Origin of the sequence: Streptomyces sp. NBC_01320 (assembly GCF_035974375.1) — a bacterium.
In the GTDB taxonomy this organism is placed as follows: domain Bacteria; phylum Actinomycetota; class Actinomycetes; order Streptomycetales; family Streptomycetaceae; genus Streptomyces; species Streptomyces yanii.
Genome location: NZ_CP108390.1, coordinates 4026229 through 4052608, shown reverse-complemented (window position 1 = coordinate 4052608; position 26380 = coordinate 4026229). Strand labels below are relative to the sequence as shown.

Sequence of the window (26380 nt, the reverse complement as noted above, 5' to 3'; positions counted from 1 at the left end):
AGTCGGCGACGTCACGCTCAGCCCGACGTGCTGCGCGGCTGTGGGTCACTCCGGGGGCCGGACTGAGCTTCGGAGCCGCTTGAACCATCCATAGACCGGTCGACGCGGATTACCTCATCTTCGAGTGCGCGGAAATCTATGCCCGCTGGAGTAGACATTGGGTGGTGGTGTGGCTATGGTTTCTCTCGTAGCCGAGATCAGCAAGGCCCGGCAGAGACGAACTGGCGGGCAGTAGTACACGCAGTTGCAGTGCGCAGGACGGTGCGGTGGCGGAGGTCCGAAGCCAGGGCTGTTGGTGACGGGGCTGACGGCCGGACCGGGTGGCCCGCAGTGATCAGGGGCCGCCGTGAGCAGTAGTGCAGTAGCAGTTGTGTAAGTGCAGTTCCTAGTACCAGCAGCGTGGTTGTCATTGGTTCCTCGGTGAAGGCGTCGGCTGCGGACGCGCGCACCGGGAGGTTCGGCAGTGGGGTTCTAAGCCAAAGCAGATGCAGGACGGGCGACGGGGCTGGCTGCCGAAGAGTGGCGCTATCGCAGGCCACTGGGTAGTTCGCATCACCAGCAGTACGCAGTACCCCGCTTGGTAAGTGATTGATCCCAGAGGGAAGAACGGAGGAGCCAGGCACCATCAGGATCGCCCGGGCGGAAGTCTTGGACCCGGGTACCGCAGGACATCGATAGTGAGGTGGTCTCCGGTCAAGCAACCGCGATCCCCGCAACCCCGACAGCATCTCGGTCGGGTCTGCGGAAACAGAAAGCCGGCGCAGTATCAGGGTCGGCAGATGGTGTAGCAGTTCCTTCGGGGCCCTGGTGCCAGTACGGCACCAGGGCCCCTCCACACGTTCCACAGAGAGGTGCAATGACAGCAGACGACTCGTACGGCCGTCTCGACGACGACGACTACCCCGCCTACACCATGGGCCGGGCCGCCGAAATGCTCGGCACCACCCAGAGCTTCCTCCGCGCCATCGGCGAAGCCCGTCTCATCACCCCGCTCCGATCCGCGGGCGGCCACCGCCGCTACTCTCGCTACCAGCTGCGGATCGCCGCGCGCGCCCGGGAGCTCGTCGACCAGGGCACCCCCATCGAGGCGGCCTGCCGCATCGTCATCCTCGAAGACCAGCTCGAAGAAGCCCAGCGCATCAACGCCGAACACCGCCGCACCGCCGAATCACCAAACCCAACGGCAGCTGCATGAGATGAGCGTGCCCGTCAGCGTCGGCGGGCACCGCACGCACGATCTCGGTGTGAGGCGTGATCGTTTCCTATGGTGACGCGGTGTGTGGGCGTGTAGCGTCTGCGTCAGCTGTCGTGGTTCGGAATTCTCCCTTGCCCACGCCTTTGGTGTGGGCGCTTTGCTGTGCTGTGCCGCAGGAACCAGGGCGATCACCTCTGCCTTCCACATGGAGTGGGAGGCGTTCATCGACTGGAAGGCATAAGACATGGCAACGGGAACTGTGAAGTGGTTCAACGCGGAGAAGGGCTTCGGTTTCATCGCGCAGGACGGCGGCGGCCCGGATGTCTTCGCGCACTACTCCGCGATCAACTCCTCGGGCTTCCGTGAGCTCCAGGAGGGCCAGGCCGTGACGTTCGACGTCACCCAGGGCCAGAAGGGCCCGCAGGCCGAGAACATCAACCCGGCCTGACCTCTCAACCTTGCACGAGGGGTCACGCACACGCGTCCGGTGACCGCCGCCCGTGTGGGCCGTGCCGCTCACCCGGACGAAGGCGCCTGCTCTCGCGCCGGGCGTGCACAGGATCAGGGCCGCGCAGCCATTGCTGTGCGGCCCTGATCGGTTGAGGCGCGGGGCCGGTGCGACCTCGGCCCGGAACTTCCTGACCTCAGTCGCTTCAAGCGTCGTCGGGCTCGGGCGCCGCATGCCCTGCACGGCTGTCGTGCAGCTTGGAGGAGCAGACGTTCAGACGCTCGTCCAGGCGTCGACGAAAGCTTTCCGTCCAGCCGGATCGTCCCATCTGCGGTCCGCATGCAGGACGCGCCAGGCGGTGAGCTCGAGATCTCGGAGCCACAGTTCTCCGATGACCTGTGTCTTGAGGTCGGGAAAATGGTCGGACTCGACAAGGGCTTGACCGATCACCTCCCCGGCTGCGATGCGCTGGGGCGGGGTCATCTCATCGACAGCCGAGAGGATCTGTCGGGCCAGGGCGGTTCCCTCTCCTGCCAGGGAACGCAGCACCAGAGCCTTGATGTTGACGGGTAGCAGGTACGCGGTGCCCGAGGACCTCCACAGGTCCGACCAGAACCGTTCTCCTGCCGTGATGGGGGCAGGTAGCGCGGCCAGCAGGCCGAGAAGATGGCCGGTGGCCGCATAGCCGTCGGAGTGGGCAGCTGCGACGACTGCGATGCCGGCGACGCCCTCCACCTTGAGGTGGCTGGCTTCGAGATGCGGAGCCAGGCCCAATTGGTGTTCCAACTGGTCTGCGAGGGTGCTGGATACGTGGGGGCGGACCTCAGGAAGCATCGGCGATCCTTGTGCGTAGGCGAGCGGAGATGCCCGTTCGGGAGCCGTTCGGGAGCCCTGATCGTTCCCATGACCAGCCGATCTACTCGGCTTCGGCAGACTCAATTGGCGGCAGGATCAACGGGGGGCTGGGGTTCACACGGCGGCGAAGCAGCCCATGCCCGGCGATGTGGGCCTGGGGTTCGAGACCGACCTCCCAGAATGCTGTCCGGGTGAGGTCTCCTAGCATGACCGCATGATTGCCGGTGATGCCCAGGAGTCCGAGGGAGGACGAGAGGCTGTGTCTCGCGACGCTGCTGAAGCCGAATACATTCACGTCGCCTCAGCGCTGGGAGAATGCCGTGAAGACGGGCTGCCCTGCGGATCACAAGGTGACGATGCAGGGGGGAACGCTTACTCGGTTGCCGCTCTGGTGGAGCGGGCGGCCGACCTGGCCGAACCGATCAAGCCGAGGTTGCGTGGCTGGCTGCATGCCGGAATGGTCCCCACCGCACTGATCGCAGGCATCGTGCTCATCTGCCTGGCCCGTACTCCCCAGGCGGTCCGGGCCTGCGCCGTGTACTCGGTCACCGCCTGGCTGCTGTTCGCAACGAGCGCCATCTACCACCGCGGCACCTGGGGGCCGCTCGGCGAAGCTCTTCTGCGACGTCTCGACCACGCCAACATCTTCCTGATCATCGCCGGCACCTGCACCCCCCTGGCCGTGCTCCTCCTCCCGCCGGAACAGCGGTCCGTGCTGCTGTGGATCGTGTGGGCAGGCGCGTTGGCCGGCATCGCGTTCCGGGTCCTGTGGGTCGGAGCCCCGCGCTGGCTGTACACCCCGTGCTACCTGGCCCTGGGGTGGGCACCGGTGCGCTACCTGCCCGACTTCCTGCACACCGGCGGAGCAGCCGTACTCACCCTGATCGTGGCCGGCGGTCTCCTCTACAGCGCGGGCGCGGTCGTCTACGCCCTCCAGCGACCCGACCCCTCACCCCGCTGGTTCGGCTTCCACGAGGTCTTCCACGCGCTGACCGTGGCAGCCTTCACCGCGCACTACACCGCCATCTCCCTGGCCACCTACTGACCGCGACAGCGTTCCGGCTCGCGTCGCTCGTCACCCACGTTGCCACGCGCTGGGCCGCGACGGGCCCGGCGGCCGCCTAGACATCGCGCCGCGCGCGAACTCCGTCCGCCGCTCCGGCCTGCAAGTTGGCTGCTCTCCAGCGTGTGACGCCCCGTAGGCAGGTACGGAGGGAGGAACGAGAGAAAGACGAGACAGCGGACTTCAGCTGACCTGCGACAGAGGGGGGTCCCGTGTTCGAGGCGGAAGACATCAGGGAATGGCGAGGCCACGACGTGGTCGACCACGAGCGGCACAAGATCGGCGTCCTGGAGGCGCTCTACGTCGACACGGCCACGGACCAGCCCGCGTTCGCGACGGTCAAGGTCGGTCTGCCGACCCGGCACCGGCTGGTCTTCGTCCCCCTGGGCGACGCGACGGTCGGTCCCGGTTATCTGAAGGTCGCCTACGACAAGAAGCAGGTCAAGGAAGCGCCCTCGATCGGCACGGACGGCGAACTGCACGCGGAGGACGAGAAGACGGTCTTCGCGCACTACGAGCTCGCCTACCGAACGGGTGCGGGCGGCGAACGTCGCCTCGCCCGCCGCTGATGCCCCCACCGACTTCCCCCACCATGGAGGTGACACGGATGGCTCTCTTCCTCCTGCTGGTCGTTGTGGCCGTCGTGCTCGGCATCATCGGAGTGGTGGCGAAGTGCCTGCTCTACCTGTTGGTCATCGGTGTGGTGGTTTTGCTCGCAGACTTCGTCCTCCTCGGCCTGCGCCTGGGCCGCCGCAGGCGCCTGCCCCGGTGACGCGGTCACCTGGGGCAGAGCACCCCGATTCGCCCGCCCAGGGCCGGCCGAAGCGGGGTATCGGAGCAGATTTTGAGTCATCGCCCAGGAGCGGTCCGCCCCGTCCGTGACGGGGCGGACGCGTCGGCGAGGTCTGCGCCGGTGTCGGCGTCCCGCTGGGAGCGACCGACGCCGCCCCAGTCCAGGCATATGACGGTTGCGTCGTCCTGCAGGTGACCGTCGTTGGCCTCAACGACCGCCGCGATGAGGGTGCGGGCGGCCTCACGGGGATGCAGTGCGCGGGTGCGGACGATCAAGTCCGACAAATCGAGGCTGTGGGCGTTGCGCTCCCACGTCGTCGCCCGCCGCCGCACCCGCGTCTGAGGCAGCGCGCACGCCATCCCCGGTATGTCCCTCACTGGATGGAACGGCCACGTACGCCCCCTGGCACTCCCCGGCCGGAACGGCCCCGCACCGCCCGTGCGCAGGCGAAGCGCACGCCCACGACTCCACCCGAACGCCGAAAGGAACCCCCCGTGCGAATCAACAGCCTCCCCCGGAACAGAGCCGCCGGTGCCGCACTCCTCGCCGTCGCGCTGATCGTGCCGCTCTCCGCGTGCGGCGCTGCCCAGGGCACCACCGAGAAGGCCGCTGACAGCAAGACCGTCGCCGCCGCCCGGGGGAGCGCGCAGGCCCTGGTCGACAAGGCCTCCGGCCGCACCGTATTCAGCAAGCCCGGCGACGCCTTCGACATCAGCGCGGCCCGCGGCAAGACGATCTATGTGGTCACCCTCGACAACAGCATCCCGTACGTGCGCGCCGTCCTGAACGGGATGACGGAGGCCGGCCGCCAGGCCGGAGTGAAGGTCCGCGTCTTCGACTCCAAGGGCTCCACCAGCACCGCGGGCAAGGGTGTCGAGCAGGCGCTCGCGACCGACGCCGCCGCCGTGGTCGCCTTCGGCATCAACCTCAGCGAGGTCAGCGGCGCCGTCCGCGCCGCGCAGCAGGCCAAGGTACCGGTGATCTCCGCGTTCAACGTGGACGCCAACGCGCCGCTGGAGGAGGGCGCCGCCGGTGCCGTCAGCGTCGACTTCTACGACTCCGGCCGGATCCTCGCCGCCCACGCGGTCACCGCGACCGACGGCCCGGTGCACGCCTCGTACCAGCACCTGCCCTCGGTTGCGACGTTCACGGCGCTGAAGAAGGGCCTCCAGGACGGGTTCAAGGAGTTCTGCCGCAGTGGCTGCAGCCTCTCCGTCGACGACCTCAACCAGGCCGACTTCAAGCAGGGCGCCGAACGGGTCACCTCCTCGACGCTGATGCGTAACCGCAAGCTGAACTGGGTGTTCCCGGCGATCGACGGCATTGCCCAGTTCACGGTGCCTGCGATCGAGGCTGCGAACCGGCCCGAGGTGCAGACCTCCAGCATCAACGCGGTCACCGCCAACCTGGAGTTCGTCCGCGACGGGCGCGTCCAGAGCGCCGACATCGGCAACAACAACTCCTGGCTGGGCTGGGCGATGATGGACCGCAGCCTGCGCGCGATCGCCGGGCAGAAGGCGGACACGACCGTCGTCCCGCTGAAGCTGTTCGTCAAGGACAACCTGAAGGGCAAGGACCTCGCCGACGAGGACGCCCTGTTCGACGGCGCCGACTACCGCGGTGGCTTCACCGCCCTGTGGAAGACGCGATGACCGCGCCCGGCACCTACACGGAACAGGGCAACGCACGGCCCGAGGACGGCGAGGCCCGGACGGAGCACGACGGCATCCGGCTGGAGAACATCAGCAAGACCTTCGGCCCGACCCGCGTCCTGCACTCGGTCTCCCTCGACTTCCCGGCCGGTCGCACCACCGCCGTCCTCGGCGAGAACGGCGCCGGCAAGTCCACCCTGTTCAAGATCCTCTCGGGCTTCCACGCCCCCGACGCCGGCGGTCGTCTCATCGTCGACGGCACCGAGCACCGGCTGCCGCTCACCCCGACCTCGTCCGCCGACCTGGGCTTCGCCTTCGTCCACCAGGACCTGGCCCTCGCCCAGACCCTCAGCGTCGCCGAGAACGTGTGCGTCGGCGCCCTCGTCACCTCGCGCGCCGGACTCGTGCGCTGGCGGGAACAGGCTCGGCAGGTCAAGGAGTTGCTGGACGGCCTCGGCATGGACATCGACCCCGCGGCCCCCGTGCACCGGCTGCCGCAGGGCGAGCGGGCGGTCCTCGCCATTGCCCGTGCCCTGTACGCGCGCGGCCGACGCCACTCCAAGCTGCTGGTCCTCGACGAGCCGACGGCCAACCTCACCGAACGCGAGCGCACCAGCCTGTTCGACGCGATCCGCCGGGTCACCGCCCGCGGTACCGCCGTCGCCTTCTGCACCCACCGCCTCGAAGAGGTCGGCATGATCGCGGACCGCGTGGTCGTGCTGCGGGACGGGCGACTGGTGTCCGAGCACGACGTTGACGAGGTCTCCGGCCCCGGTGAACTCGCCGCCGCCATCATCGGATCCGCGCCCCAGGCGGCCGCCGCCCGGACCGCGCGCACCGAACCCGGCGCGCCCGTCCTGCGCGCCGAGGGACTGCGCGGCCGCACTGGCAGCCCCATCGACCTGACCGTCCGCGCGGGCGAGATCGTCGGGGTCACCGGGCGGGCGGGCGCCGGGCACGACGCCCTGCCCACGCTGCTCCTCGGCTCCGGTCGCACCGCGGGCACCCTCACCGTCGGCGAGCGCACCCTGCGGGCCTGGCGCCCCTCGACCGCACTCGCCGCGGGACTCGCCGTCCTGCCCGCCGACCGCAAACAGCACAGCGGCGTGCAGAGCTTCGGCATCCGCGAGAACCTCACCCTGGTCAGCCTGCGCCGCCACACCCGCCGCGGCTTCGTCGACCGGACCGCCGAACGCCGCACCGTCCAGGGCGCGATGGAGCGCTACGACGTACGGCCCCGCACCGAACCCGACCGTCCGCTCGGCACCCTGAGCGGCGGCAACCAGCAGAAGGTGCTCCTCGCGAAGTGGCTCCAGCGGCCCGGGCTGCGCTGCCTGGTGCTGCACGAGCCGACGCAGGGAGTCGACGTGGGCGCCCGCCGCGCCCTGCTCGACACCGTCACCGCGCTCACCGAGGCGGGCCTCGGCGTCCTCGTCGTCGGCTCCGACCACGAGGAGCTGGCCCAGATCTGCGACCGCGTGCTCGTGATGTCCCGCGGCACCGTCGTCGGCGAACTCGACTGCCCGGCCGCGGACGAGATCTCGGCGGCGTGTCTGGGCGCGACGACGCCCGCGGCGACGGGGGCGGCGCCGTGACCGCGTACCGGGGCTCCGGGCGCGCGGGTTCGGCAGCCGTGACGGTCAGCGCGCGACCCGCGCCGGCCCACGAGGCCCGCCCCTCCGTCCTCGTCCTCAACCCCAACAGCTCCGCCCCGGCCACCCGCCGTATCCGGTCCGACGCCGAGCTCTGGGCAGGTCCCGGCATCGACGTCGACGTACGGTCGGTGCCGGGCGGTCCGGAGGGCGTCGACACCGGCGACGACATCGCGCTCGCCGCCGCGCTGACCGTCCAGGAAGCCCCTCGGCTCGCCGCTGGGCGGGACGCGGTGGTCATCGCCTGCGGCCACGACCCGGGCCTCGCCGAGGCCGCCATGCTCCAGGCCTGCCTGTACGGCGGCCGGTTCGCCGTACCGGTGTTCTCACCGCGCTCCGTGCCGCTGGTGCGGGGCCTCGTGCACCGGTACGGGCTCGACGCGCGGCTCGCATCGATCGTGCCGATGGTGACCGACACCGCCGCTGCCGTACGCGACCCGGAGGCGCTGCTCGACCAGTACGTGCGGGCCGGGCGCACCGCTCGGGACCGGGACGCCGCCGACAGCCTCGTCCTGATCGGCTCTGTCGTCGGCGCCCTCGCCCCGGCCCTCGAAGCCGAACTCGGCGTCCCGGTGGTCGCCGGACTGCCCGCCGCGCTCGCCCTCACCGGCGCTCTGCTCGCCCACCACACACCCCAGGAGTCGATCCGATGAGCACCACCACCCTCGTCCACGGCGGTCCCGTCCTCGATGTGCGCCACGGCACCTGGCGCGAGGGCGCCGCCGTCGTCGTCGAGGACGGGCGCGTCACCGAGGTCGTCGGCCGTGACGCCGTACCGCACGAGACGGACGCCGAGATCGTCGACACCGACGGAGGGCACATCCTGCCCGGCCTCATCGACGCGCACGCCCATCTGATGAGCCGGTCCGGCGTCGAGGCGGACGCCGGCCTCATCACGCGCAGCGTCGTCGACGGCGTCATCACCGCCCGCCGGTTCATCGAGTCCGGCATCACCACAGTCCGCGACCCCGGCTGCAAGCACCGCGGCATCCACGCGCTGCGCGCCGAGCTCGCCACGGGCCGGGTGCTGGGCCCCCGTGCCTTCACCGCCGGCCCGAACGTCGTCGGCAGCGGCGCCCCCGTCGACTGGCGCAACGTCTTCGCCGACGGCCCCGACGCCGTACGCCGCGCCGTGCGGCTGGAGCGGCTGGCGGGCGCCGACTTCATCAAGCTCGTCCTCAGCCACACCACCGCCGACTCCGACTGGACGCTGTGCCTGCGGTACCTCAACGACGAGGAGATCGCGACCGCCGTCAGCGAGGCCCATCTCCTCGGCGCCCGCGTCGGCTGCCACTGTGAGGGCATCGACGCCGCCCGCGGCGCCGTCGCCGCCGGCGTCGACGTCATCGACCACGGCCTCACCATCGACGCGCCCCTCGCCGCCCGGATGGCCGCGCAGGGCACCGTCTACGTCCCCACCCTGTGGGCGTTCCGCACCGAGACCCATCTGACCGTCGGCAAGACGATCACCGAGGACCAGGCGGCCGTGTACGAGGAGCGGATCGGCGCCGTCCACGAGCAGTCGGTGCGCCACGCCGTCGAGGCAGGCGTCACCATCGCCGCGGGCAGCGACCCGATCCACTGGATCCCCGCCCGCGACGTCCTGATCTGCGAGCTGGAGGCACTGACGGCGGTCGGACTCAGCACCGCGGACGCGCTGCGGGCCGCGACGCTCGGCAGCGCCACCGCACTCGGCGAGCAGGACAGCCTCGGCAGTCTGGAGCCCGGTCACCGCGCCGACGTCCTCGTCGTCGACGGCGACCCGCTGGCCGATCTGCGCGCCCTCGGCCGCCCCCGGCTCGTGATGAAGGACGGCCGCGTCCTCGTCGACCTGCGCCACGACAAAGCGGCGGCCGAGGCCCTGTGGGCCGACATCGCCACCGGAGAGCCGGCGTCCGAGCGCCAGCCGGAGATCTGGCTGCGCCGCGACTGAGCAGGCCCCTCCGCATCCCCGCACCACCCCGACGAACCTTCTCAAGAGGAGCACCCCATGACCGTCACCGCCCAGGAATGGCACCAGCAGGCCGAGCAGCTGCGCTGGGAGAAGCGCGCGTTCATCGACGGCGCCCACACCGATGCCGCCTCCGGCGAACGCCTCGACACCGTCTCGCCCGTCGACGGCCGCACCGTCGCCTCCACTCCCGCCATGGGCCCGGAGGACGTCGACCGGGCCGTCGCTGCCGCCCGCCGCGCCTTCGAGTCCGGCGTCTGGTCGCGGATGGCGCCGATCGCCCGCCGCGCGGTGCTGCTGCGGTTCGCCGAGCTGATCCGCCGCGACCGCGAGCACCTCGCGCTGGTCATGACCCTCGACAGCGGCAAGCCGATCGGCTCCACGCTCGGTGAGGCCGACCACGCCGCCGACGTGCTGCGCTGGTTCGCGGAGGCCATCGACAAGGTCTACGGCGAGGTCGCGCCGACCGCGGACAGCGCGCTCGCCCTCGTCACCCGCGAACCCCTCGGCGTCGTCGCCGCCGTCGTGCCGTGGAACTTCCCGATCGGCATGCCGATGTGGAAGATCGCCCCCGCCCTCGCCACCGGCAACTCCCTCGTCGTGAAGCCCGCGGAGCAGGCCCCGCACGTCGTCCTCGCGCTCGCCGCGCTGGCCGCGGAGGCGGGCGTCCCCGAGGGTGTGTTCAACGTCGTCACCGGCCTCGGCGAGTCCGTGGGCCGCGCCCTCGGTCTGCACCCAGACGTCGACAAGGTCGCCTTCACCGGCTCCACCCAGGTCGGCAAGTTCTTCCTGGAGTACGCGGCCCGGTCGAATATGAAGAGCGTGTCGCTGGAGTGCGGCGGCAAGTCCCCCAACATCGTCCTGGAGGACGCCCCCGACCTCGCCGCCGCGGCCGAGGGCGCCGCGCTCGGCGCGTTCGTCAACCAGGGCGAGATGTGCAGCGCCGGCTCCCGCGTCATCGTGCAGGAGTCCGTGCGCGAGGAGTTCACCGAGCGGCTCATCGAGGCCGCGGGCGCCTGGCGGCCCGGCGACCCCCTCGACCCGGCGGTGAGGATGGGTGCGCTCGTCGACGAGACCCAGCTCTCCCGCGTCCTCGGCTACGTCGGCATCGGCCGTGAAGAAGGCGCGTTCGTCGCCACCGGCGGCGAACGCGGCCGCCCGGACTCCAGTGGCTGCTACATGGAGCCCACGGTCCTCGCGGACGTCACCAACGACATGCGCGTCGCCCAGGAGGAGATCTTCGGCCCCGTGCTGTCCCTGATCACCGCGAAGGACGCCGACGACGCCGTACGGATCGCCAACGACTCCCAGTACGGGCTCGCCGCAGCCGTCTGGACCCGTGACGTCACCACCGCGCACCGTATCTCCCGCGCACTGCGCGCCGGCACGGTGTGGGTGAACTGCTACAACCACTCCGACGTGACCGTCCCCTTCGGCGGCTTCCGGCAGTCCGGAACCGGCCGCGACAAGTCCCTGCACGCCATGGAGCAGTACACGCTGCCGAAGACGGTCTGGGTGAACCTCGGTGCCTGAGTCCACCCATGGGCCGGCCCCGCACCCCGCCCCGTCCGGTGCACCGACGCCCCCGGTCGCCGGCCGGGTGCTGGTCACCGGCGGTACCGTCATCGGCCCCGACACCACCGAACCGGCGGACGTCCTCGTCGAGAACGGGCTCATCAGGGCAGTGGCGAGCCCGGGAGTGCTGCGCCCCGCCGCCGCGGACGAGACGATCGACGCTGGCGGCTGCTGGGTGCTTCCCGGCGGCATCGACCCGCACACCCACCTGGACACCCTGATCCGCGGCCACCGCACCTGCGACGACTTCCACCAGGGCACCGTCGCCGCGCTCGCCGGGGGCACCACGTCGATCGTCGACTTCTGCTACCCGGAGCCCGGAGAGTCACCGCTCGCCGCGCTGCACGCCTGGCGGGCCCGGATGCTCGCCCAGCGGCCCGCGGCGGACGTCGGTGTCCACCTGGTGCTCGTCCAGCCCGGCGAGGACGAACTCGCCGAGCTGCCCCGCCTGGTCGCCGAGGGCGTCACCAGCATCAAGGTGTACATGGCCTACCGGGGCCGCCGGATGACGGACGACCGCGGGCTGCTGCGGATCCTGCAGTGCGTGGCCCCGCTCGGCATCACCGTGCTGGTGCACGCGGAGAACGGCGACGCGATCGACCTGCTCACCGCGCAGGCGATCGACCGTGGTGAGACCGCACCGCACCACCACTCGCACACCCGCCCCGACCTGCTGGAGGCCGAGGCCGTCAACCGGATCGCGCACCTGGCCCGGGTCGCCGGGGCTCGCGTCTACATCGTCCACGTCTCCGGCTCCACCGCGCTCGATCCGATCCGCAGGGCCCGCGCGGCTGGCTGGGACGTGCACGGCGAGACCTGCCCGCACTACCTCGTCCTGGACGAGCACGCCCTGGAGGGCGACCTCGCCACTGCGGCGCAGGCCGTGTGCTCACCGCCGCTGCGCCGGGCCGCCGACCAGGACGCGCTGTGGCAGGCACTCGCCGACGGCACCCTCGCCATGGTCTCCAGCGACCACTGCGCGTTCCGGATCGCCGACCAGAAGATCACGGAGCCGCGGTTCGACTGCATCCTCAACGGCCTGCCCGGCATCGAGCAGCGCATCATGCTGCTCCACCACTTCGGGGTCCGCACCGGCCGCATCACCCCGCGCTGCTGGGCCGACGCCGTGTCCACGTCCCCCGCCCGCATGTTCGGACTGCTGCCCCGCAAGGGCCTGATCGCCCCCGGCGCCGACGCCGATCTGCTCGTCTTCGACCCGGAGCGCCGCCGCCCCCTCACGGTTGCCGACCACCACTCGGCCGTCGACCACCTGCCGTACGAGGGCATCGAGGTCATCGGCGCGCCCCGCGCTGTCCTCGCCGGCGGACGGATCGCCGTACGCGACGGGCGCCCCGTACCGGGCCTCGCGGGCGGCGGCCGCTTCCTCGCCCGCACGCCCAGCGTCCCGCACGCGGAGGAGCCGCGGCCCGCAGCCCCGGTCCTCCAGACCACCTGACCGCACACACCCCAGCCCACCACAGCCAGGAGAGAAGTCACATGACCACCGCCCCCGACCGTCCCTACGCTCCGCCGACCACGGTGTCCGTCTCCCGGGGGCGCCGCACCGACGCGTACCACTTGCTCACCCCCGCGAACCAGTTCCCGAGTCGGCTGCCCGGCTTCGACGGAGTGATCGTGAAGAAGCTGGCAACGCCGCGGCTGCACCGCGCCCGGTTCGGCTGGTACCTGCTGGAGGTCGAGCCGGGCGGCGGCACCTCAGCCGTGACAGGTGCCGAGCACGAGCACTTCCTGCTCGGCCTCGACGGCTCGGCGCACGTCGTGGCCGGCGGCGCCAAGCACGACCTCGCCGAGCAGGGGTTCACGTTCCTGCCCACCGGGACCGGCTTCGAGCTGCGCAATGACACCGCGACCCCGGCCCGGCTGCTGTGGATCAAGCAGGAGCACCAGCCCTGGCCCGGCGTGCCCGCCCCGGAGCCGGTCAGCGGCAAGCTCGGCGACACCGAGTACCGGCCCGGCTCTGTCGCCGGGATCAGCCGCGCCGAACTGCTGCCCGTGGACGCGCCCTACGACTTCTCGATGAGCGTGCTGTCCTTCGAGCCGGGCGCCGTCTTCCCGAAGGTCGAGGTCCATGACGAGGAGCACGGCCTGTGGATGTTGAAGGGCTCCGGGCTGTACCACCTCGACGGCGACATCATGGAGGTCGAGACCGAGGACTTCATCTACATGGCCCCGTACTGCCCCCAGTACTTCTACCCGACGGGCCCCGGCACCGCCGCCTACCTGCTCTACAAGGACATCAACCGTGACGGCTTCTGAGCACACCACCGACGCAGCGGGCCCGGTGCCGACCGGGACCGCGCTGCGCGACGCGCTGTGGGCGAGGATCGACGAACGCGCCGACGAATTCCTGTCCTGGCTCGTCGAACTCGCCGCACAGCCCAGCGTCAGCGTCACCGGTGAGGGCGTACGCGAGTGCGCGGCGCTCCTCACCGGCATCCTCAAGCGGTTCGGTGTCGACTCCGAGATCCTGGAGACCGGCGGCAGCCCCATCGTCTGGGCGACCCTCGGCGAACACGCCGCCGAGGACGCCCCGCACCTGCTGGTCTACGGCCACTACGACGTCGTGCCCGCCGGCGACCCCGCCGACTGGCCGTTCCCGCCGTTCGAGCCCACCGTCCACGACGGGGCGCTGTGGGGCAGGGGAGTGGGCGACAGCAAGGGCCAGCTCCTCGCCCATCTGTGCGCTCTCGCCGCCTGGACCGACGTCACCGGCGCCCCGCCGCCGTTGCGGCTCGACCTGATGCTCGACGGCGAGGACGAGACGGGCTCCCTGAACACCCGCCGCTTCATCGCCGAGCACCCGGAACGGTTCACCGCCGACGCCCTCTACACCTCCGACGCCTCCACGCTGGGCCTGTGGCAGCCGGCGCTGTTCCTCGGCGTACGGGGCGCGCTCTACCTGGAGTTCAGCTCCGAGGGCAGCCCCCAGGAGTGGCACTCGGCGAGCTACGGCGGCATCCTGCCGAACCCGGCGGACCGACTCACCCGGGCGCTCGCGTCCCTGACCGACGCGGACGGACGCATCCTCGTCGACGGCTTCCACGACGACATCGAACCGGTGGCGGAGTCGGTACGGGCCGCGGCGGCAGCCCTCCCCGACACCTTCCTCCCCCCGGCCGAGGACCTGGGCGTCCGCGCCTACACCACGCCCGACCCGGTGGACGCGATGTTCTTCTCGCCGCGCATCTGCGTCTGCGGCATCGAGGCCGGGTACATCGGCGAGGGCCTGAAGATGGCGGTGCCGACCCGGGCGACTGCCAAGGTCGACATCGCCCTCATGCCCGGCCAGAGCCCGGCGCGCATCGCCGGACTGATCCGCCGTCACCTGGACCGCCGCGGCTGGGACGACATCACCTTCAGCGTCCTTGCGGACTGCCCGCCCTCCTCGATCCCCGACACCCACCCGCTCGTCACCACGGCCCGCGCCGCGCTCGGCGCCGTGTGGGGCCGGGAGGCGGCGGTGATCCCGTCGATCGGCGGAGGAGGCGTCTTCGGCGCGTTCGTCGAGCACGCCGGACTGCCCTGCCTTCTCGTCCCGTACGGCCAGCCCGACCTCCAGGAGCACTCCTCGAAGGAGCACTTCTCCCTGGAGTGGTTCAGGAACGGCATCAAGACCAGCGCGGAGGTGCTGCGCCGCCTGGCCGAGGGCGAGGCCACGGGGTGGACGCGCCGCGTCCCGTCGAAGGGGGCCAGATGACCGTCGTCGACGTCCACGCCCACATGCTGCCCTCGCGGGTGCTCGCCGGCGACTGGCCGCCGGCGCTCGCGGCGGGCCTGCGCACCACGGAGGACGGCCACCTGCTCTCACCCACCGGCGAACGCCTGCCCGCCCACTACCCGGAACTGACCGACCCGGCCGCCGCACTCGCCCGCATGGACCGGCAGGGCGTGGACCGCGCCGTGGTCTCCCTGACCCCGCACGCGTACGCCCTCGGTACGGGACCGGAAGCGACGCAGTACGCCCGCGCGGCGAACGACGCGCTCGCCGCACACGTGGGCAGCGCGGCGGCGGCCGGCCGGCTGACCGGCCTCGCGACCTTGCCCGTGGGCCGCCCCGAGGACGCGGCGGCCGAACTGGAGCGGGCGGTCACCCGCCTCGGTCTCGCGGGCGCGCAGATCACCACGGGCCCGGTCGCGGGCCGCCCTCTCGACCGCGCGGGCCTCGCCCCGCTGTTCGCGGCGTGCGAGAACCTGGACGTCCCGCTGTCCCTGCACCCGTCCTACTGCGGTCCCCTGCGCGACCCGGACCTGTTCATGCACAACTCGGTCGGCGCCCCCCTGGACACGGCCCTCGCCTACGCTCGCCTTGCCGCCTCCGGCACCCTGGACTGCCATCCACGCCTGCGACTTGTCCTGGCCCACGGCGGAGGTGTCCTAGCCCAGCTCCTGCCCCGCCTGGACAACAACTGGCACTACCGCGCCGACCTCCGCACCCGCGCTCACCGCCCCCCGAGCGCCTACCTGGACCGGGTCTGGTGCGACACGGTGGTCCACACCGCCCCCGCCCTCCGCTACCTCAAAGAAACCTTCAGCGAGCCCCATCTCCTCCTGGGCACGGACGCCCCGTACGGCACGGGAGTGGCAGACCCGATCCCAACCCTGAAACAGGCGGACCTGAACCCCCACACACTGGGCGAGACCGCCGAACACCTTTTCCGCACAATTCAGTCCGGGCCGACCGCGACGGGTCACTCCGCGGAGACCGTGCACCCACGGTCGTGCGGTCCGCATCGCGAATCGGGATCCGCGACGGACGGCGCGTCGGCCACGGTGGATCTCCGCGAGGAGGTCATCCGCCTCGAGTCTTCGCTCCTCAGTGCCGAGGTGCGCAATGACGTCGGCCGGCTCGAGCAGCTGATCCACCATGACTTCTACGAGATCGGGCGCACCGGAAAGTATTGGGAGCGCGAGGAGGTGATCCGCGTCCTCAACACCATCCCGGACCAGGTGCAGGGCGTGACCTTCGACCGGGTCGTGGAGCTCGCCCCGGGCGTCGCACACATCCGGTTCCGCACCGAGGATGCCCTCGGCGTGGTGCACCGCAGCTCCATTTGGATGCGGGAGGGCGATCGCTGGCAGCAGCGATACCACCAGGGCACGCCGGACACGCGGACGGGCTGACCCCGTTGCTCTGCGGGACAAGCGCCTCAACGTTTGGAACTGCAAAGGCGTTTGCGCTGATTGCTGGGCAGTTTCATGGGGGGTCTTGCCCAGGTCAAGCCCTTTCTCGGTACGTGCGGGCGTGGCACTCGGAGGCATGGGCGGCGTCTAGCAGGTGGCTCTACGAACAGGCGGCGCTCCGTGATCACCGTCGACGCCGAGCTCGCCCGGGCCCACGACCCGTACGAGCCGAAGCCGCTCGACGACCGGGCATGGCAGGGAGCCGTCGACTCCTTCTCGGTGTGGATCTACAACGAGACGCCCACCGGCATCGACGACGCCGTGCGCTTCGAGTTCGGGCGGGGGAGCCGCACGACTGCTGGTTCGAGTTCCGGCTGGACTTCACCGGTCGGCGTACCGCCTGGGTGCGCTACGCGTACGACATGCACGGCCGTCCGCACCCCGCCATGGACACCGTCCGTATCATCGCGCACCGCAGGCCCGGGCCCGCATCAGCCACTACAGGCGAAGCGGACACAGCCCCTTGGCGGACGGTACCGGGTGACGGAAATCGGGAATCGTGAACCTGTGGGCTGAGGCGGTTGGTTCACGGGTCTCTCCTACGTGTCACCTCTCGGTCTGCTGCCAGACGGAGGTGAGCGCCGTGACGGGGTCCGGATCGGCCGGCGCCGCCGGCCACCAGTCGCCGTCGTCATGCTGGAGGTAGGGGTGCCAGCGAGTGTCAGGGCCCAGGCGCAGCTGGATGCGGTGGTCGGTGAGCGTGAGGCGGTTGCGCCAGGTCCTGAGGGCGACCGGGGTGGTGGTCATTTCGGCGAGGGCCTCGGTCAGGGCGGTGCGGGCGGCTGTCATCGCCGTCGGGTCGGGGGTGTGGGGCTGTTCGGCGACGGTGATGCCGGTTGGGCCGCCATACCGCCAGGCGCGGGTGAGGCGGACGAACGCGGTCGGTTTGGCACCGGTGTTCTCGATGAGGTGGTGGAACCACTCGGGGCCGCAGTTGCTCGCGGCGATCCGTGTCGCGTCCTCGTGCTGGGACAGATGCAGGCTGGTGGTGTCACCCTTGAGTACCTGTGCGGCGCGTGTGGCGGTGTCCGCCATGAGGCGTTCGAGGTCCGCGGTGGACAGACCGGTGCCGGGTGGCGGGGCGGCGGGCAGCGCGGCGGTGTGGGGCGCCGGTTCGGGGAGTTCGGGAAGGGGCGGAGAGTGTTCGGCCAGTGCGGCCCAGGCTGCGTAGGTGCCCGCGGCCGGTACGCCGGCTGGGGACGGTGGGGTGGAGGTCGCCTGGGCGGCCGTACGGCGGGCGCGCAGCTGGGCGAGGACTTCCTCCCGTCCGCGGCCGCGCAGGGCGAACACCATGAAGGGGTCGGCGTCGATGGTCGCGGCGATGGCGTAGCAGAGCGCGGCGGCGTGTTTGCAGGGGTAGCCCCAGTCGGGGCAGGAACATTCGGGGTCGAGTTCGGTGGGCTGCGGGAGCAGGGGTACGCCGGCGTGGCGGGCGTCGTCGACGAGTTCGGCGGGCATCTCGCCGTCGAGGAGTGCGGCGAGATGCCCGGCCCGGGCCGCGATGGTGTCGAGGAGGGTGTCCCACTGGGCGTCGGTGAGGACGGGCAGGTGGACGGCGGAGCGGTAGGGACGGGGCCTGCTGCCCTGGACGGCGGCTTTGACCTGGCCGGGGGCGATGGTGACGGGCCCGACCATGCCCTGGCGGGCGTAGGTGCGTCCGCGGGACAGGCGCCCCGAGTCCAGGGTGGAGTCCTCAAGGGCCGTTACCCATGCCTGGCCCCACCAGGTCGCGGCGAAGGCACGCCTGCCGCGGGTGGGCGCGCGGCGCGGGCCGGGGACCGAGGGGCTCATGACTGCCTCCCCAGGGCGACCAGTTCGGCGAGATCGTCGTCGGACAGTTCGGTCAGAGCGCCCTCACCGGATCCGACCACGGCGTCGGCGAGCGCACGCTTGGATTCGAGCAGCTTCGCCACCTTGTCCTCCACGGTCCCCTCCGCGAGGAGTTTGTGGACCTGTACGGGTCTGTCCTGCCCGATGCGGTAGGCGCGGTCGGTGGCCTGGTCCTCGACGGCCGGGTTCCACCAGCGGTCGTAGTGCACGACATGGGTGGCGCGGGTGAGGTTGAGGCCGGTGCCCGCGGCTTTCAGGGAGAGCAGGAACACAGGCACCTCGCCGCGCTGGAAGCGGTCCACCATCTCCTCGCGCGCGGTGACGGGGGTGCCGCCGTGCAGGAAGAGGGTGGGGACGCCTCGTTCCGCGAGGTGCCTCTCCAGCAGGGTCGCCATCTGCTTGTACTGGGTGAAGACCAGCGCCGACTCGCCTTCGGCGGTGATGGTGTCGACCAGCTCGTCGAGGAGGTCGAGTTTGCCGGAGCGGCTGTGCAGCGGTGTGGACTGGCGCAGGTACTGGGCGGGGTGGTTGCAGATCTGCTTCAGCGCGGTGAGGAGCTTCAGGATCAGGCCGCGGCGGGCGATGCCCTCGGATTCGGCGATTTTCGCCATGGTTTCGCGGACCACCGCCTCGTACAGGCTTGCCTGCTCGGCAGTCAGTGGGACGACGCGGTCGGTCTCGGTCTTGGCGGGCAGTTCGGGCGCGATGCCCGGATCGGACTTCCTTCGGCGCAGCAGGAACGGGCGGACGAGACGGGACAGCCGTTCGGCGGCCTGCGGGTCCTCGCCCGACTCGATCGCACGGGCGTGGCGCTCACGGAAGGCGTTGAGTGGGCCGAGGAGTCCGGGGGTGGTCCAGTCGAGGAGTGCCCAGAGTTCGGAGAGGTTGTTCTCCACGGGGGTGCCGGTGAGCGCGACGCGGGCGCGGGCGGGCAGGGCACGGAGCTCGCGGGCAGTGACGGCGTAGGGGTTCTTGACGTGCTGGGCCTCGTCGGCGGCGATCAGCGACCAGGCGTTCTCGGCGAGGGTCTCCCGGTCGCGGCGCAGGACGCCGTAAGTGACCAGGACGATCTCGTCGTCGGCGAGGTCCGCGAGGTGGCGGTCGCCCCCGTGGTACCGGCGCACCGGCGTGGCCGGCGCGAACCGGGCCGCCTCGCGCTGCCAGTTGCCCAGCAGCGAGGTGGGGCAGACGACGAGCGTGGGCCCCGCGGTCGCGGGGTCGGTCTGGCGGTGCAGGTGCAGAGCGAGCAGGGTGACGGTCTTGCCCAGGCCCATGTCGTCGGCGAGACAGCCGCCGAGACCGAGCTCGCACATTTCGGCCAGCCAGGCCAGGCCCCGCTTCTGGTAGTCGCGCAGCGTGGCCTTCAGAGCGGCGGGCTGGGCGGCGGGGGTGCGGGATTCGGGGTCGCGGATGCGGGCGACGAGGTCGCCGAGCGCCCCGACCGCCGCACAGCGAAAAGTTTCCCCGTCCCGTTCCACCTCGCCGGTCAGCGCGGCGCCGAGCGCCTCCATGGGGGTGAGCGGTTCCATCCGGCGGCGCCTGGCGCGGGCCACCAGCTTCGGGTCCGCGACCACCCACTGGTCGCGCAGCCGGACGAGGGGGCGGCGTGCCTCGGCGAGGGCGTCCATCTCGGCCTCGGTGAGCGGTTCCCCGCCGAGCGAGAGCTGCCAGCGGAAGTCGAGGAGGGTGTCGGCGTCGAGCATGCCGCCCGCGCTGGAGCCGGGCGCGGTGCGCTGCCCGATCTCCGCGGTCGCGGTGAGTGCCTTGACCAGCTCGCGCGGCCAGTGCACGTCGATACCGGCGGCGCGCAACGTGTCGGTCGCGTCGCCCAGCAGGTCGAAGGCTTCGTCGTCGGTCAGCCGCAGCTGGTCCGGAGCGGCGTCTTTCAGCAGCCGGTCGAGCGGCGGCCAGACGCGGGCGCCACGGCGCAGTGCGAGCAGCGTCTCGGTCTCGGAGCGCGGGCCGAGCAGGCGCTCGGTCTCGATCGGCTCGCTCCACAGTCGTGCGGCCTCCACGACGAGCGCCGGATCCGCCGCGGTGTGCAACTGCAGGACGGCCCGGAACTGCCGACGCCGCCCCTCGGGTACGTCGACCCGCAACGAGACCCTGACGTCGGCGGTGAACGCGGCGGCCGTCTCCTCGGCCCACTCGCGCAGCGCGGGCACCGCACGCGTCTCTCGCCAGGCGTACGGCAGGGCTCCCATGGCGAGCGGAGCGGCGGGAGCACGGACCAGTTCGTCGGCGACCGCGTCGCAGAACTGGCGTACCAGCGCGGCCGGTTCGGCGATCCGCAGCGGCGCGGGCCCGGGCTCGGGTAGGCAGTGGGCGTGTGGCGGGAACGCGGCGGCGAGGGCGTCCAGTGTCTGCCGCTGGGCGGCGGTGAAGGGGCCCGCCCTCCAGGTGTCGTAGCCGGCGTCGGTGAGGGCCGGGTGGAGGCGGCCGTCGGCGAGCAGTCGCAGCGCCAAGCGGGCGGCGGATTGCCAGGCGGCGGCGGACGGGTGCGGCGGCTGTGCCCCGGACAGCGCGGCAACAGCGAGGGCGACGGGCAGTGCGTAGCCCTCCACCTTGCGCCGTCTGACCGAGCGGCCGTGCGGCAGCACGAGCTCCGCCGCCTCAGGCTCGACGACCGCGGGTGCCATGCTCTCGGCAGTGGCTGCCCCTGCGGGCTGCCAGAGCAGCAATCGGCCGAGGCGGGCGGGCTCGCCGGGCAGGAACACCGCCGCCCAGCCGTCGTCGAGCCGACTCCGCGCCCAGGCAGCCGACTCCGGTGTGGCCCATCGCGGCACGCCCCTCGTTCCTGTGCCCTGTTCCCGTACGAGGACTCGTGCCACTCTCTTTCGCCTCACCGTCGTCCAGGCGGTCTTCACCGCGCCTTCGTCCACCAGCAGGTTCCGACCCTGTTGTCACCTGCGGGAGTGGGCCTTGATCGCCGCGGTACGCATGCGTTTGGCCAGCCGCTTGTCGACGCCGCGCAGGCCCTCACCCAGTTCGGCGAGCACCAGGGGGGTGGCTGGGTGCTCCACTCGCCACAGCTCGTCCACCCGCTGTTCGAGCGCCTCCGGCGCCGTGTTCCAGTTCTCCAGGAAGCCCTGGGTCAGCTCCTCGTTCTCCTGAGCACCGGCGAGGATCGACAGTCCGTCGATGAGCAGCCACAATCCGGCCTCCTCCGCCCGCGCCGGGTCCATGTGTGCGTCTGCCCCAGGGTGTGCGCCCAGGGTCGCGGTGGCCACCTGGCGGCACCCCTCGACGTCGGAGTCCGCCGCCTTGCGCAGCACGCGCCGTGCCCGGGGGTCGTCGAGGTCGGCCAGCACCAGTTGGGCCACGGCACGCTTCGCCGCTGCCTCGGAACCGTCTCCCGCGCATGCGTCGAGCAGCCCTACCGCGGCATCCGCCGCCGTACGGTGTGCCAGCCACCCTTCGACCTCCCGGCGCATCTCCTCGGGGGAGTAGCCCAGGAGCCCCTGGAGCAGAGCGCCGGCGTCGGCTTCGGCGTACTCACCGAGCAGGGGCGCGGGCACACCGCACTCCATCAGATAGGCGCGGAGCCCGTAGCGGCCGAGCGGGGTGAGCCGCATGCGGTGCCCGCGCTTGTCGTCCCACGACCGATCCGACGCCGCCGTCGAGGTTCCTGAACCGCCGCCCAGCTCCTGTCCGAACATGGAGTTCAGGAGTGTGCGCAGAGTCTCCTCGGCCGAATCGCCGCCGTCACCGGGCTCGTACTCCACCGCACCCAGCAGGGCGAGCCCTTCCCCGAGCTCGTGGAAGGACGCCGCGAACAGCGCCTGGAAGAGATCGAACTCCGGCCCGTTCTCGCCCACCTCGCGGGCCTTCGCACGCAGGTCGTCGACATCCACCCAGGCGTCGTCCGGGGCGTCGTACAGCAGGCCGACCAGTGAGTCGGCGATCTCGGCCGTCAGCTCGCCCAGCTCACCGTGCCACCCGTCCAGCATCCCCGTCTCACCGATCTCCTCCAGCAGATCGCCCATAGTGGCGGCCCAGAACTCCGGAAGGTCCTCACCGGTGAAGTCGGTTGCCACGCCACCCCATGCGCGGCCCCCGCTGATCGTGATCAACCCGCCATCCACGGCGAGCCACCACGGATCATCGAGTACGGAAACGTCCTTGGCGCTGCGCAGCGATTTCAACGCACGAGCCCGCGCGACGGCATCGGCATACGGCGACTCGTCGCCGGCCAGCTTCCACAGCTGGAGCTCCTCGACAGCCTCACGGGCGAGCGCGGGCCGCAGCACCCGGCCGGCGGTGACCTGCCGTCCCTCGCGGCACCAGGCGGCGAGCCGCAGCGCCGCGTCGAAGAGCGGAACACCCCGCACGGCAGCGGCAAGGTCCTCCTGCGGTGCCAGGGTCACCGGGCGCAGCACAGGCACATCCTCGGCCGGTCCGTCGACTCCGGCATCGACCGGATCGCCCACCCCGCACTGCCCGCAGGTACACAACGCCACGTCCTCGGCGGTCAGCTGACGGACACCGCCGCGCCCGGCCCGATCACCGGCCGACGGCTTCGCTCTGCCGGACACCGTGTCCGGCGTCAACCGGGCCAGCCGCGCGGTGATCCCGTCCCGGTCGAAGGCCGCCGGATCGTAACCGGCCGCCCGCAGTTCGGCGACGAGCTCACCGTACGGGCCATCCCCGGCCCCATCCGGGGTGTCGAGGAACTCCAGCACCTCGGCCAGCCCCCAGACGCCGCCGATGTCCTCGGCCGGTACATCGGCACGACGCCCGCCGACGCAGCGCACCGCCCGCTCCGCGCCGTCCGGGCGGGGCAGTGTCTTCTCCAGCGTGATCCCGTGCTCCCAGTCGTCGCCGAAGTCGTAGACGTAGCGCAGCCGTGCTCCCTCCTCGGCCAGCACGTCGCCGAGCGCGGTGGCGTCCTCGTCGCCGACCCCGCGGCCGAAGCCGAGATCGATGTCGGTGAGTCGCGCCGTGTCGCCGTACCCCCGGCCGAACTCGTCGGTGAAGAGGTGCAGATGGCCACCGTGCCATCCGAAGGCGACCTGGATGGCGTCGTGCAGCGTCCCGAGTGACGTGTCGGACGGCAGCACAAGGCGCCGCCACAGGGGCGGTTTCGTACTGTGCAGCACGATCTTCAACTGGAGATCGGACGGGGCTGTCTTCCCGTCTCGCCACATCTGCCGCTCCCACCGCTCCGGGGACACTCGAACGGCCCCATCATGGCGCTGTCCGCGTGCCAGCTCAAACCCGGTTGTGGCGGCTACCGTCCTTTTGGGCAGACACGGCCCCGCCGTCGCCCGCAGTGGATATCCTGTGTCCTCGCGACCGTTCGCGGGCAGCGCGGGCGCTCGGGAGCACATGGCCCTACCGGCCACGGCTGCTGCACTGCGTGCCCGTAGGGCTTTTGGACCCGGACACGGTGAAGGCATTTCAGGAGTGGATGCGCGCCCGTGCACAGGCGATTGCGCTGTCGTCGCCGCACTGCTCCGGGTGTCACGGGGTGAGGAGGACCTTGAGGGCTTCGCGCTGGTCCATGGCGCGGTAGCCGTCGGAGGTTTGCTCCAGGGTGAGGGCGCGGTCGAAGACGCGGCCGGGGTCGACGGTGCCCTCCAGGACGGCGGGCAGCAGTTGCTCGATGTAGGCGCGGACGGGGGCCGGGCCGCCGGTGAGGGTGACGTTCGGGCCGAAGAGGCTGTCGAAGCCGACGGGGGCGTCCTCGTACTGGGGGACACCGACGCGGCTGATGACGCCGCCGGGGCGGACGGCGCCGAGGGCCATCTCGTAGGCCGGCATGTGGCCGACAGCCTCCAGGACGGCGCGGGTGCCGTGGCCGCCGGTGAGGTCGCGGACCTTGGCGATGCCCTCGTCGCCGCGTTCGGCGATGACGTCGGTGGCGCCGAAGTCGCGACCGAGGTCGGTACGGGCCTTGTGGCGCTCCAGCAGCCGCGGCACCTGGACCGCGAGGACGAAGTTGACCAGCGTCATCGGCAGGAAGGCGAGACCTGCCTGCAGCGGCGTCCAGTGATAGACGCTCTGCACGAACTGCGCGGTGAAGAAGAAAAACCCCATCATCGCGCCCATGTAGAGCATCCGGGTGACGTAGGCGCCGCTGCGCTCTCGGCTCGCGAACAGTCGCAGCGGCACGATCGGCTGCGGGGCCCGCCGCTCCACCCGGACGAACAGGCCCAGCATCACCGCGCCCACCACTAGCGGAATCAGCGTGGCCGGGACGGCCCAGCCGAGGTCGGACGCATCGACGATGCCAAGGACCAGAACGGTCGAGCCCAGCGTCGCCAGCAGCGCGCCGGGAACATCGAAGCGGCCCCGTCCGCGGTCGGTCTCGGGCAGGAACCGCACCGCCAGCACCATCATCACGATGCCGACCGGCACGTTCAGGAAGAACCCGGCCCGCCACGAGATCAGATCCGCGACCAGCCCTCCGACGACCAGGCCGAGAGCGGCGCCGAGACCGGCGACGGCGCTGTAGGCGGCCATCGCCCGGTTCCGGGCCGGGCCTTCGGGGAAGCTGCGCGTGAGCAGCGACAGCGCGGAGGGAGCCAGAACCGCGGCCCCGACGCCTTGCAGCGCCCGTGCGCCGATCAGCCACCACTGGCTTTGCGCGGCTCCGACCAGGAGCGAGGTCAGCGAGAAGACGATCAAGGAAAAGAGGAACACCCTGCGGTGTCCGAACAGGTCACCGGCCCGGGCGCCCAGGAGCAGCAACCCGCCGAAGACCAGGACGTAGGCGTTGGTGATCCAGGACAGCCCTGTCTCGGAGAAACCCATGTCGGACCGGATCTGCGGCAGCCCGGTGAACACGATCGAGTTGTCCAGGATGACCATGAAATAGCTGACGCAGATGATCGCAAGGATCAGTGTCGCGTGGACCGGAGCCCTGTGCGGCTGCGCCGCCGGGCGCGGTGCGGTGACCGTCAGATCACCTGGCGCTCCGGTGGCTCCTCGAGGGCCCGAGGCGGCTGTACGCCCGGCGTGGACCTCGCCGGTTCCGGACAAAGACGCTGTGCGCACGGTGCTCCTTCAGGTCGCTCTCTGGTTCGGGCCCGGTCGTGGTCGGCCGGGACCTCGGCCTTTTCCAGAGAACCGCGCCTCGGCGCGCAGGTGGGAGTCACTGCTCTTCCAGGTAATGGCAGTACCTCGCAGGCACTCGCCGACGGACCTACCGTGAGGAGACCGGCACAGGAATCACGACGATCAGAAGGAGCCACCGCATGTACGCCCTCGCCGCCACCGCAAAAGCTCCGGGGCCTGAGCATGGCTGACGGTGACAGGAAGACTCTGGCCGCCGAGGTCCGCGAGTTCCCGAGTACCCGGCGGGCCCGGATCACCCCGGAGCAGGCAGGGCTGCCGGTCTACGGCGGGAACCGTCGTGTCGCCGGCCTTCGCCGCGAGGAGGTCGCCCTGCTCGCGGGCATGAGCGTGGACTACTACATCCGGCTCGAGCGGGGGAATCTCACCGGCGCCTCCGACTCGGTGCTCGACTCCCTCGCACACGCGCTCCAGCTCGACGAGGCCGAACGCACCCACCTCTACGACCTCGCCCGCGCGGCGACGCCGTCGGGCCGACGCCCCACGGTGACAGCGTCCCGGGTGCGGCCCACGATCCTGCGGCTGCTCGACTCGATGACCGACGTGCCGGCCTACGTGCGCAACGCGCGCTTCGACATCCTGGCCGCCAACACCCTGGGGAGGGCGCTGTACGCGCCCGTCTTCGAGTCACCGCTGTTCGCCCGGCGCGGCCCGGTCAACAGCGCCCGGTTCATGTTCCTCGACCCGGCCAGCCAGGAATTCTGGATCGACTGGGAAAAAGGAGCCAACGACGCGGTCGCCTTCCTGCGCACCGAGACGGGCCGGGCGCCCCACGACAAGGCGCTCACCGACCTGATCGGAGAGCTGACGACCAAGAGCGACGACTTCGCACGCCGGTGGGCCCGCTACGACGTGAAGTTCCACCGCTCCGGCGTCAAGCACCTCCACCACCCGATGGTCGGCGATCTCGCGCTGCCCTACGAGGCGATGGACCTCCCGGCCGACCCCGGCCTGCGCCTCAACTTCTACACCCCCGAACCGGACTCGCGGGAGCGGGAGGCCCTGGGCCTGCTCGCCGGCTGGGCGAGTTCCGGCACCGTGGTCCCCACCTTGAACGACTGACCACCACACGATCGAGGAGAACCAC

22 protein-coding genes are annotated in these 26380 nt (G+C 71.3%); 16 read left to right on the top strand and 6 right to left on the bottom strand.

Annotation, left to right across the window (positions count from 1 at the left end; all coding sequences use genetic code 11):
* The first annotated feature begins 856 nt into the window (after positions 1–856).
* Positions 857–1195, top strand: coding sequence for a helix-turn-helix domain-containing protein (locus OG395_RS18350; protein WP_326792779.1), 339 nt, complete (start codon positions 857–859; stop codon positions 1193–1195).
* A gap of 244 nt (positions 1196–1439) precedes the next feature.
* The gene (locus OG395_RS18345; protein ID WP_019072426.1) at positions 1440–1643 is read left to right on the top strand and encodes a cold-shock protein; all 204 of its coding nucleotides are present in this window, start codon (positions 1440–1442) and stop codon (positions 1641–1643) included.
* A 273-nt stretch (positions 1644–1916) separates the two neighbouring features.
* On the opposite strand, the gene OG395_RS18340 is transcribed toward OG395_RS18345, so the two are convergent.
* Positions 1917–2477 carry a hypothetical protein gene (locus OG395_RS18340; RefSeq protein WP_030979167.1) on the bottom strand — a complete coding sequence of 187 codons (561 nt, stop codon included), beginning with the start codon at positions 2475–2477 and terminating at the stop codon, positions 1917–1919.
* Positions 2478–2757: 280 nt separating this feature from the next.
* Here OG395_RS18340 and trhA point away from each other — a divergent pair, with 280 nt between their 5' ends.
* The 3 genes from trhA (at position 2758) to OG395_RS18325 (ending at position 4333) form a co-directional block, all read left to right on the top strand.
* Positions 2758–3543 carry a PAQR family membrane homeostasis protein TrhA gene (gene trhA, locus OG395_RS18335; RefSeq protein ID WP_327243942.1) on the top strand — a complete coding sequence of 262 codons (786 nt, stop codon included), beginning with the start codon at positions 2758–2760 and terminating at the stop codon, positions 3541–3543.
* 230 nt (positions 3544–3773) lie between these two features.
* Positions 3774–4130, top strand: coding sequence for a PRC-barrel domain-containing protein (locus OG395_RS18330; protein WP_266980616.1), 357 nt, complete (start codon positions 3774–3776; stop codon positions 4128–4130).
* Positions 4131–4168: 38 nt separating this feature from the next.
* Complete coding sequence (locus OG395_RS18325) at positions 4169–4333, top strand: hypothetical protein (protein WP_266980614.1); 165 nt, start codon at positions 4169–4171, stop codon at positions 4331–4333.
* Positions 4334–4410: 77 nt separating this feature from the next.
* Here the strand turns inward: OG395_RS18325 and OG395_RS18320 are convergent, their stop codons facing one another.
* Entirely contained in the window at positions 4411–4713 is a 303-nt protein-coding gene (locus tag OG395_RS18320) for a hypothetical protein (protein WP_442818574.1), read from the bottom strand.
* A 135-nt stretch (positions 4714–4848) separates the two neighbouring features.
* Between OG395_RS18320 and OG395_RS18315 the strand changes: the two genes are divergently transcribed.
* The 10 genes from OG395_RS18315 (at position 4849) to OG395_RS18270 (ending at position 16889) form a co-directional block, all read left to right on the top strand.
* A complete protein-coding gene (locus OG395_RS18315; protein WP_327243941.1) occupies positions 4849–6006 on the top strand; it encodes a sugar ABC transporter substrate-binding protein in 1158 nt (385 codons plus the stop codon).
* Complete coding sequence (locus OG395_RS18310) at positions 6003–7601, top strand: sugar ABC transporter ATP-binding protein (protein WP_327243940.1); 1599 nt, start codon at positions 6003–6005, stop codon at positions 7599–7601. Before OG395_RS18315 ends, OG395_RS18310 begins: the two co-directional genes overlap by 4 nt.
* Entirely contained in the window at positions 7556–8311 is a 756-nt protein-coding gene (locus tag OG395_RS18305) for an aspartate/glutamate racemase family protein (RefSeq protein ID WP_327243939.1), read from the top strand. Before OG395_RS18310 ends, OG395_RS18305 begins: the two co-directional genes overlap by 46 nt.
* Complete coding sequence (locus OG395_RS18300) at positions 8308–9591, top strand: amidohydrolase family protein (RefSeq protein ID WP_327243938.1); 1284 nt, start codon at positions 8308–8310, stop codon at positions 9589–9591. The genes OG395_RS18305 and OG395_RS18300 overlap by 4 nt, the downstream gene beginning before the upstream one ends.
* Positions 9592–9648: 57 nt before the next feature.
* Positions 9649–11142: an aldehyde dehydrogenase gene (locus OG395_RS18295; RefSeq protein ID WP_327243937.1), complete on the top strand. Its 1494-nt coding sequence runs from the start codon at positions 9649–9651 to the stop codon at positions 11140–11142.
* On the top strand, positions 11135–12640 hold the full coding sequence (hydA, locus tag OG395_RS18290) for a dihydropyrimidinase (protein WP_327243936.1): 1506 nt from the start codon (positions 11135–11137) through the stop codon (positions 12638–12640). Before OG395_RS18295 ends, hydA begins: the two co-directional genes overlap by 8 nt.
* A gap of 41 nt (positions 12641–12681) precedes the next feature.
* A complete protein-coding gene (gene allE, locus OG395_RS18285) occupies positions 12682–13461 on the top strand; it encodes a (S)-ureidoglycine aminohydrolase (RefSeq protein WP_327243935.1) in 780 nt (259 codons plus the stop codon).
* Complete coding sequence (locus OG395_RS18280) at positions 13448–14902, top strand: M20/M25/M40 family metallo-hydrolase (RefSeq protein WP_327243934.1); 1455 nt, start codon at positions 13448–13450, stop codon at positions 14900–14902. The genes allE and OG395_RS18280 overlap by 14 nt, the downstream gene beginning before the upstream one ends.
* Positions 14899–16326: an amidohydrolase family protein gene (locus OG395_RS18275; RefSeq protein WP_327243933.1), complete on the top strand. Its 1428-nt coding sequence runs from the start codon at positions 14899–14901 to the stop codon at positions 16324–16326. Before OG395_RS18280 ends, OG395_RS18275 begins: the two co-directional genes overlap by 4 nt.
* A 251-nt stretch (positions 16327–16577) precedes the next feature.
* Complete coding sequence (locus OG395_RS18270; protein ID WP_442818573.1) at positions 16578–16889, top strand: chondroitinase family protein; 312 nt, start codon at positions 16578–16580, stop codon at positions 16887–16889.
* Between the two features lie 43 nt (positions 16890–16932).
* Here OG395_RS18270 and OG395_RS18265 read toward each other — a convergent pair whose 3' ends face one another.
* The 4 genes from OG395_RS18265 to OG395_RS18250 form a co-directional block, all read right to left on the bottom strand.
* Entirely contained in the window at positions 16933–18177 is a 1245-nt protein-coding gene (locus OG395_RS18265; RefSeq protein ID WP_327243931.1) for an SWIM zinc finger family protein, read from the bottom strand.
* The gene (locus OG395_RS18260) at positions 18174–21002 is read right to left on the bottom strand and encodes a DEAD/DEAH box helicase (RefSeq protein WP_327243930.1); all 2829 of its coding nucleotides are present in this window, start codon (positions 21000–21002) and stop codon (positions 18174–18176) included. The genes OG395_RS18265 and OG395_RS18260 overlap by 4 nt, the downstream gene beginning before the upstream one ends.
* A gap of 117 nt (positions 21003–21119) precedes the next feature.
* Positions 21120–23324, bottom strand: coding sequence for a plasmid pRiA4b ORF-3 family protein (locus OG395_RS18255; protein ID WP_327243929.1), 2205 nt, complete (start codon positions 23322–23324; stop codon positions 21120–21122).
* Between the two features lie 355 nt (positions 23325–23679).
* The gene (locus OG395_RS18250) at positions 23680–25215 is read right to left on the bottom strand and encodes an MFS transporter (RefSeq protein WP_327243928.1); all 1536 of its coding nucleotides are present in this window, start codon (positions 25213–25215) and stop codon (positions 23680–23682) included.
* A gap of 243 nt (positions 25216–25458) precedes the next feature.
* On the opposite strand from OG395_RS18250, the gene OG395_RS18245 reads away from it, so the two are divergent.
* Positions 25459–26355: a helix-turn-helix transcriptional regulator gene (locus tag OG395_RS18245; RefSeq protein ID WP_327243927.1), complete on the top strand. Its 897-nt coding sequence runs from the start codon at positions 25459–25461 to the stop codon at positions 26353–26355.
* Positions 26356–26380: the final 25 nt, after the last annotated feature.

What these genes read in the sequence shown, in the direction of transcription:
- allE (WP_327243935.1), top strand. Translation starts at nt 12,682, where the DNA reads ATGACCACCGCCCCCGACCGTCCCTACGCTCCGCCGACCACGGTGTCC.
- OG395_RS18295 (WP_327243937.1), top strand. Translation starts at nt 9,649, where the DNA reads ATGACCGTCACCGCCCAGGAATGGCACCAGCAGGCCGAGCAGCTGCGC.
- OG395_RS18320 (WP_442818574.1), bottom strand. Translation starts at nt 4,713, where the DNA reads ATGGCGTGCGCGCTGCCTCAGACGCGGGTGCGGCGGCGGGCGACGACG.
- OG395_RS18345 (WP_019072426.1), top strand. Translation starts at nt 1,440, where the DNA reads ATGGCAACGGGAACTGTGAAGTGGTTCAACGCGGAGAAGGGCTTCGGT.
- OG395_RS18245 (WP_327243927.1), top strand. Translation starts at nt 25,459, where the DNA reads ATGGCTGACGGTGACAGGAAGACTCTGGCCGCCGAGGTCCGCGAGTTC.
- OG395_RS18275 (WP_327243933.1), top strand. Translation starts at nt 14,899, where the DNA reads ATGACCGTCGTCGACGTCCACGCCCACATGCTGCCCTCGCGGGTGCTC.
- OG395_RS18310 (WP_327243940.1), top strand. Translation starts at nt 6,003, where the DNA reads ATGACCGCGCCCGGCACCTACACGGAACAGGGCAACGCACGGCCCGAG.
- OG395_RS18340 (WP_030979167.1), bottom strand. Translation starts at nt 2,477, where the DNA reads ATGCTTCCTGAGGTCCGCCCCCACGTATCCAGCACCCTCGCAGACCAG.
- OG395_RS18265 (WP_327243931.1), bottom strand. Translation starts at nt 18,177, where the DNA reads ATGAGCCCCTCGGTCCCCGGCCCGCGCCGCGCGCCCACCCGCGGCAGG.
- OG395_RS18325 (WP_266980614.1), top strand. Translation starts at nt 4,169, where the DNA reads ATGGCTCTCTTCCTCCTGCTGGTCGTTGTGGCCGTCGTGCTCGGCATC.
- OG395_RS18270 (WP_442818573.1), top strand. Translation starts at nt 16,578, where the DNA reads ATGGCAGGGAGCCGTCGACTCCTTCTCGGTGTGGATCTACAACGAGAC.
- OG395_RS18300 (WP_327243938.1), top strand. Translation starts at nt 8,308, where the DNA reads ATGAGCACCACCACCCTCGTCCACGGCGGTCCCGTCCTCGATGTGCGC.
- OG395_RS18350 (WP_326792779.1), top strand. Translation starts at nt 857, where the DNA reads ATGACAGCAGACGACTCGTACGGCCGTCTCGACGACGACGACTACCCC.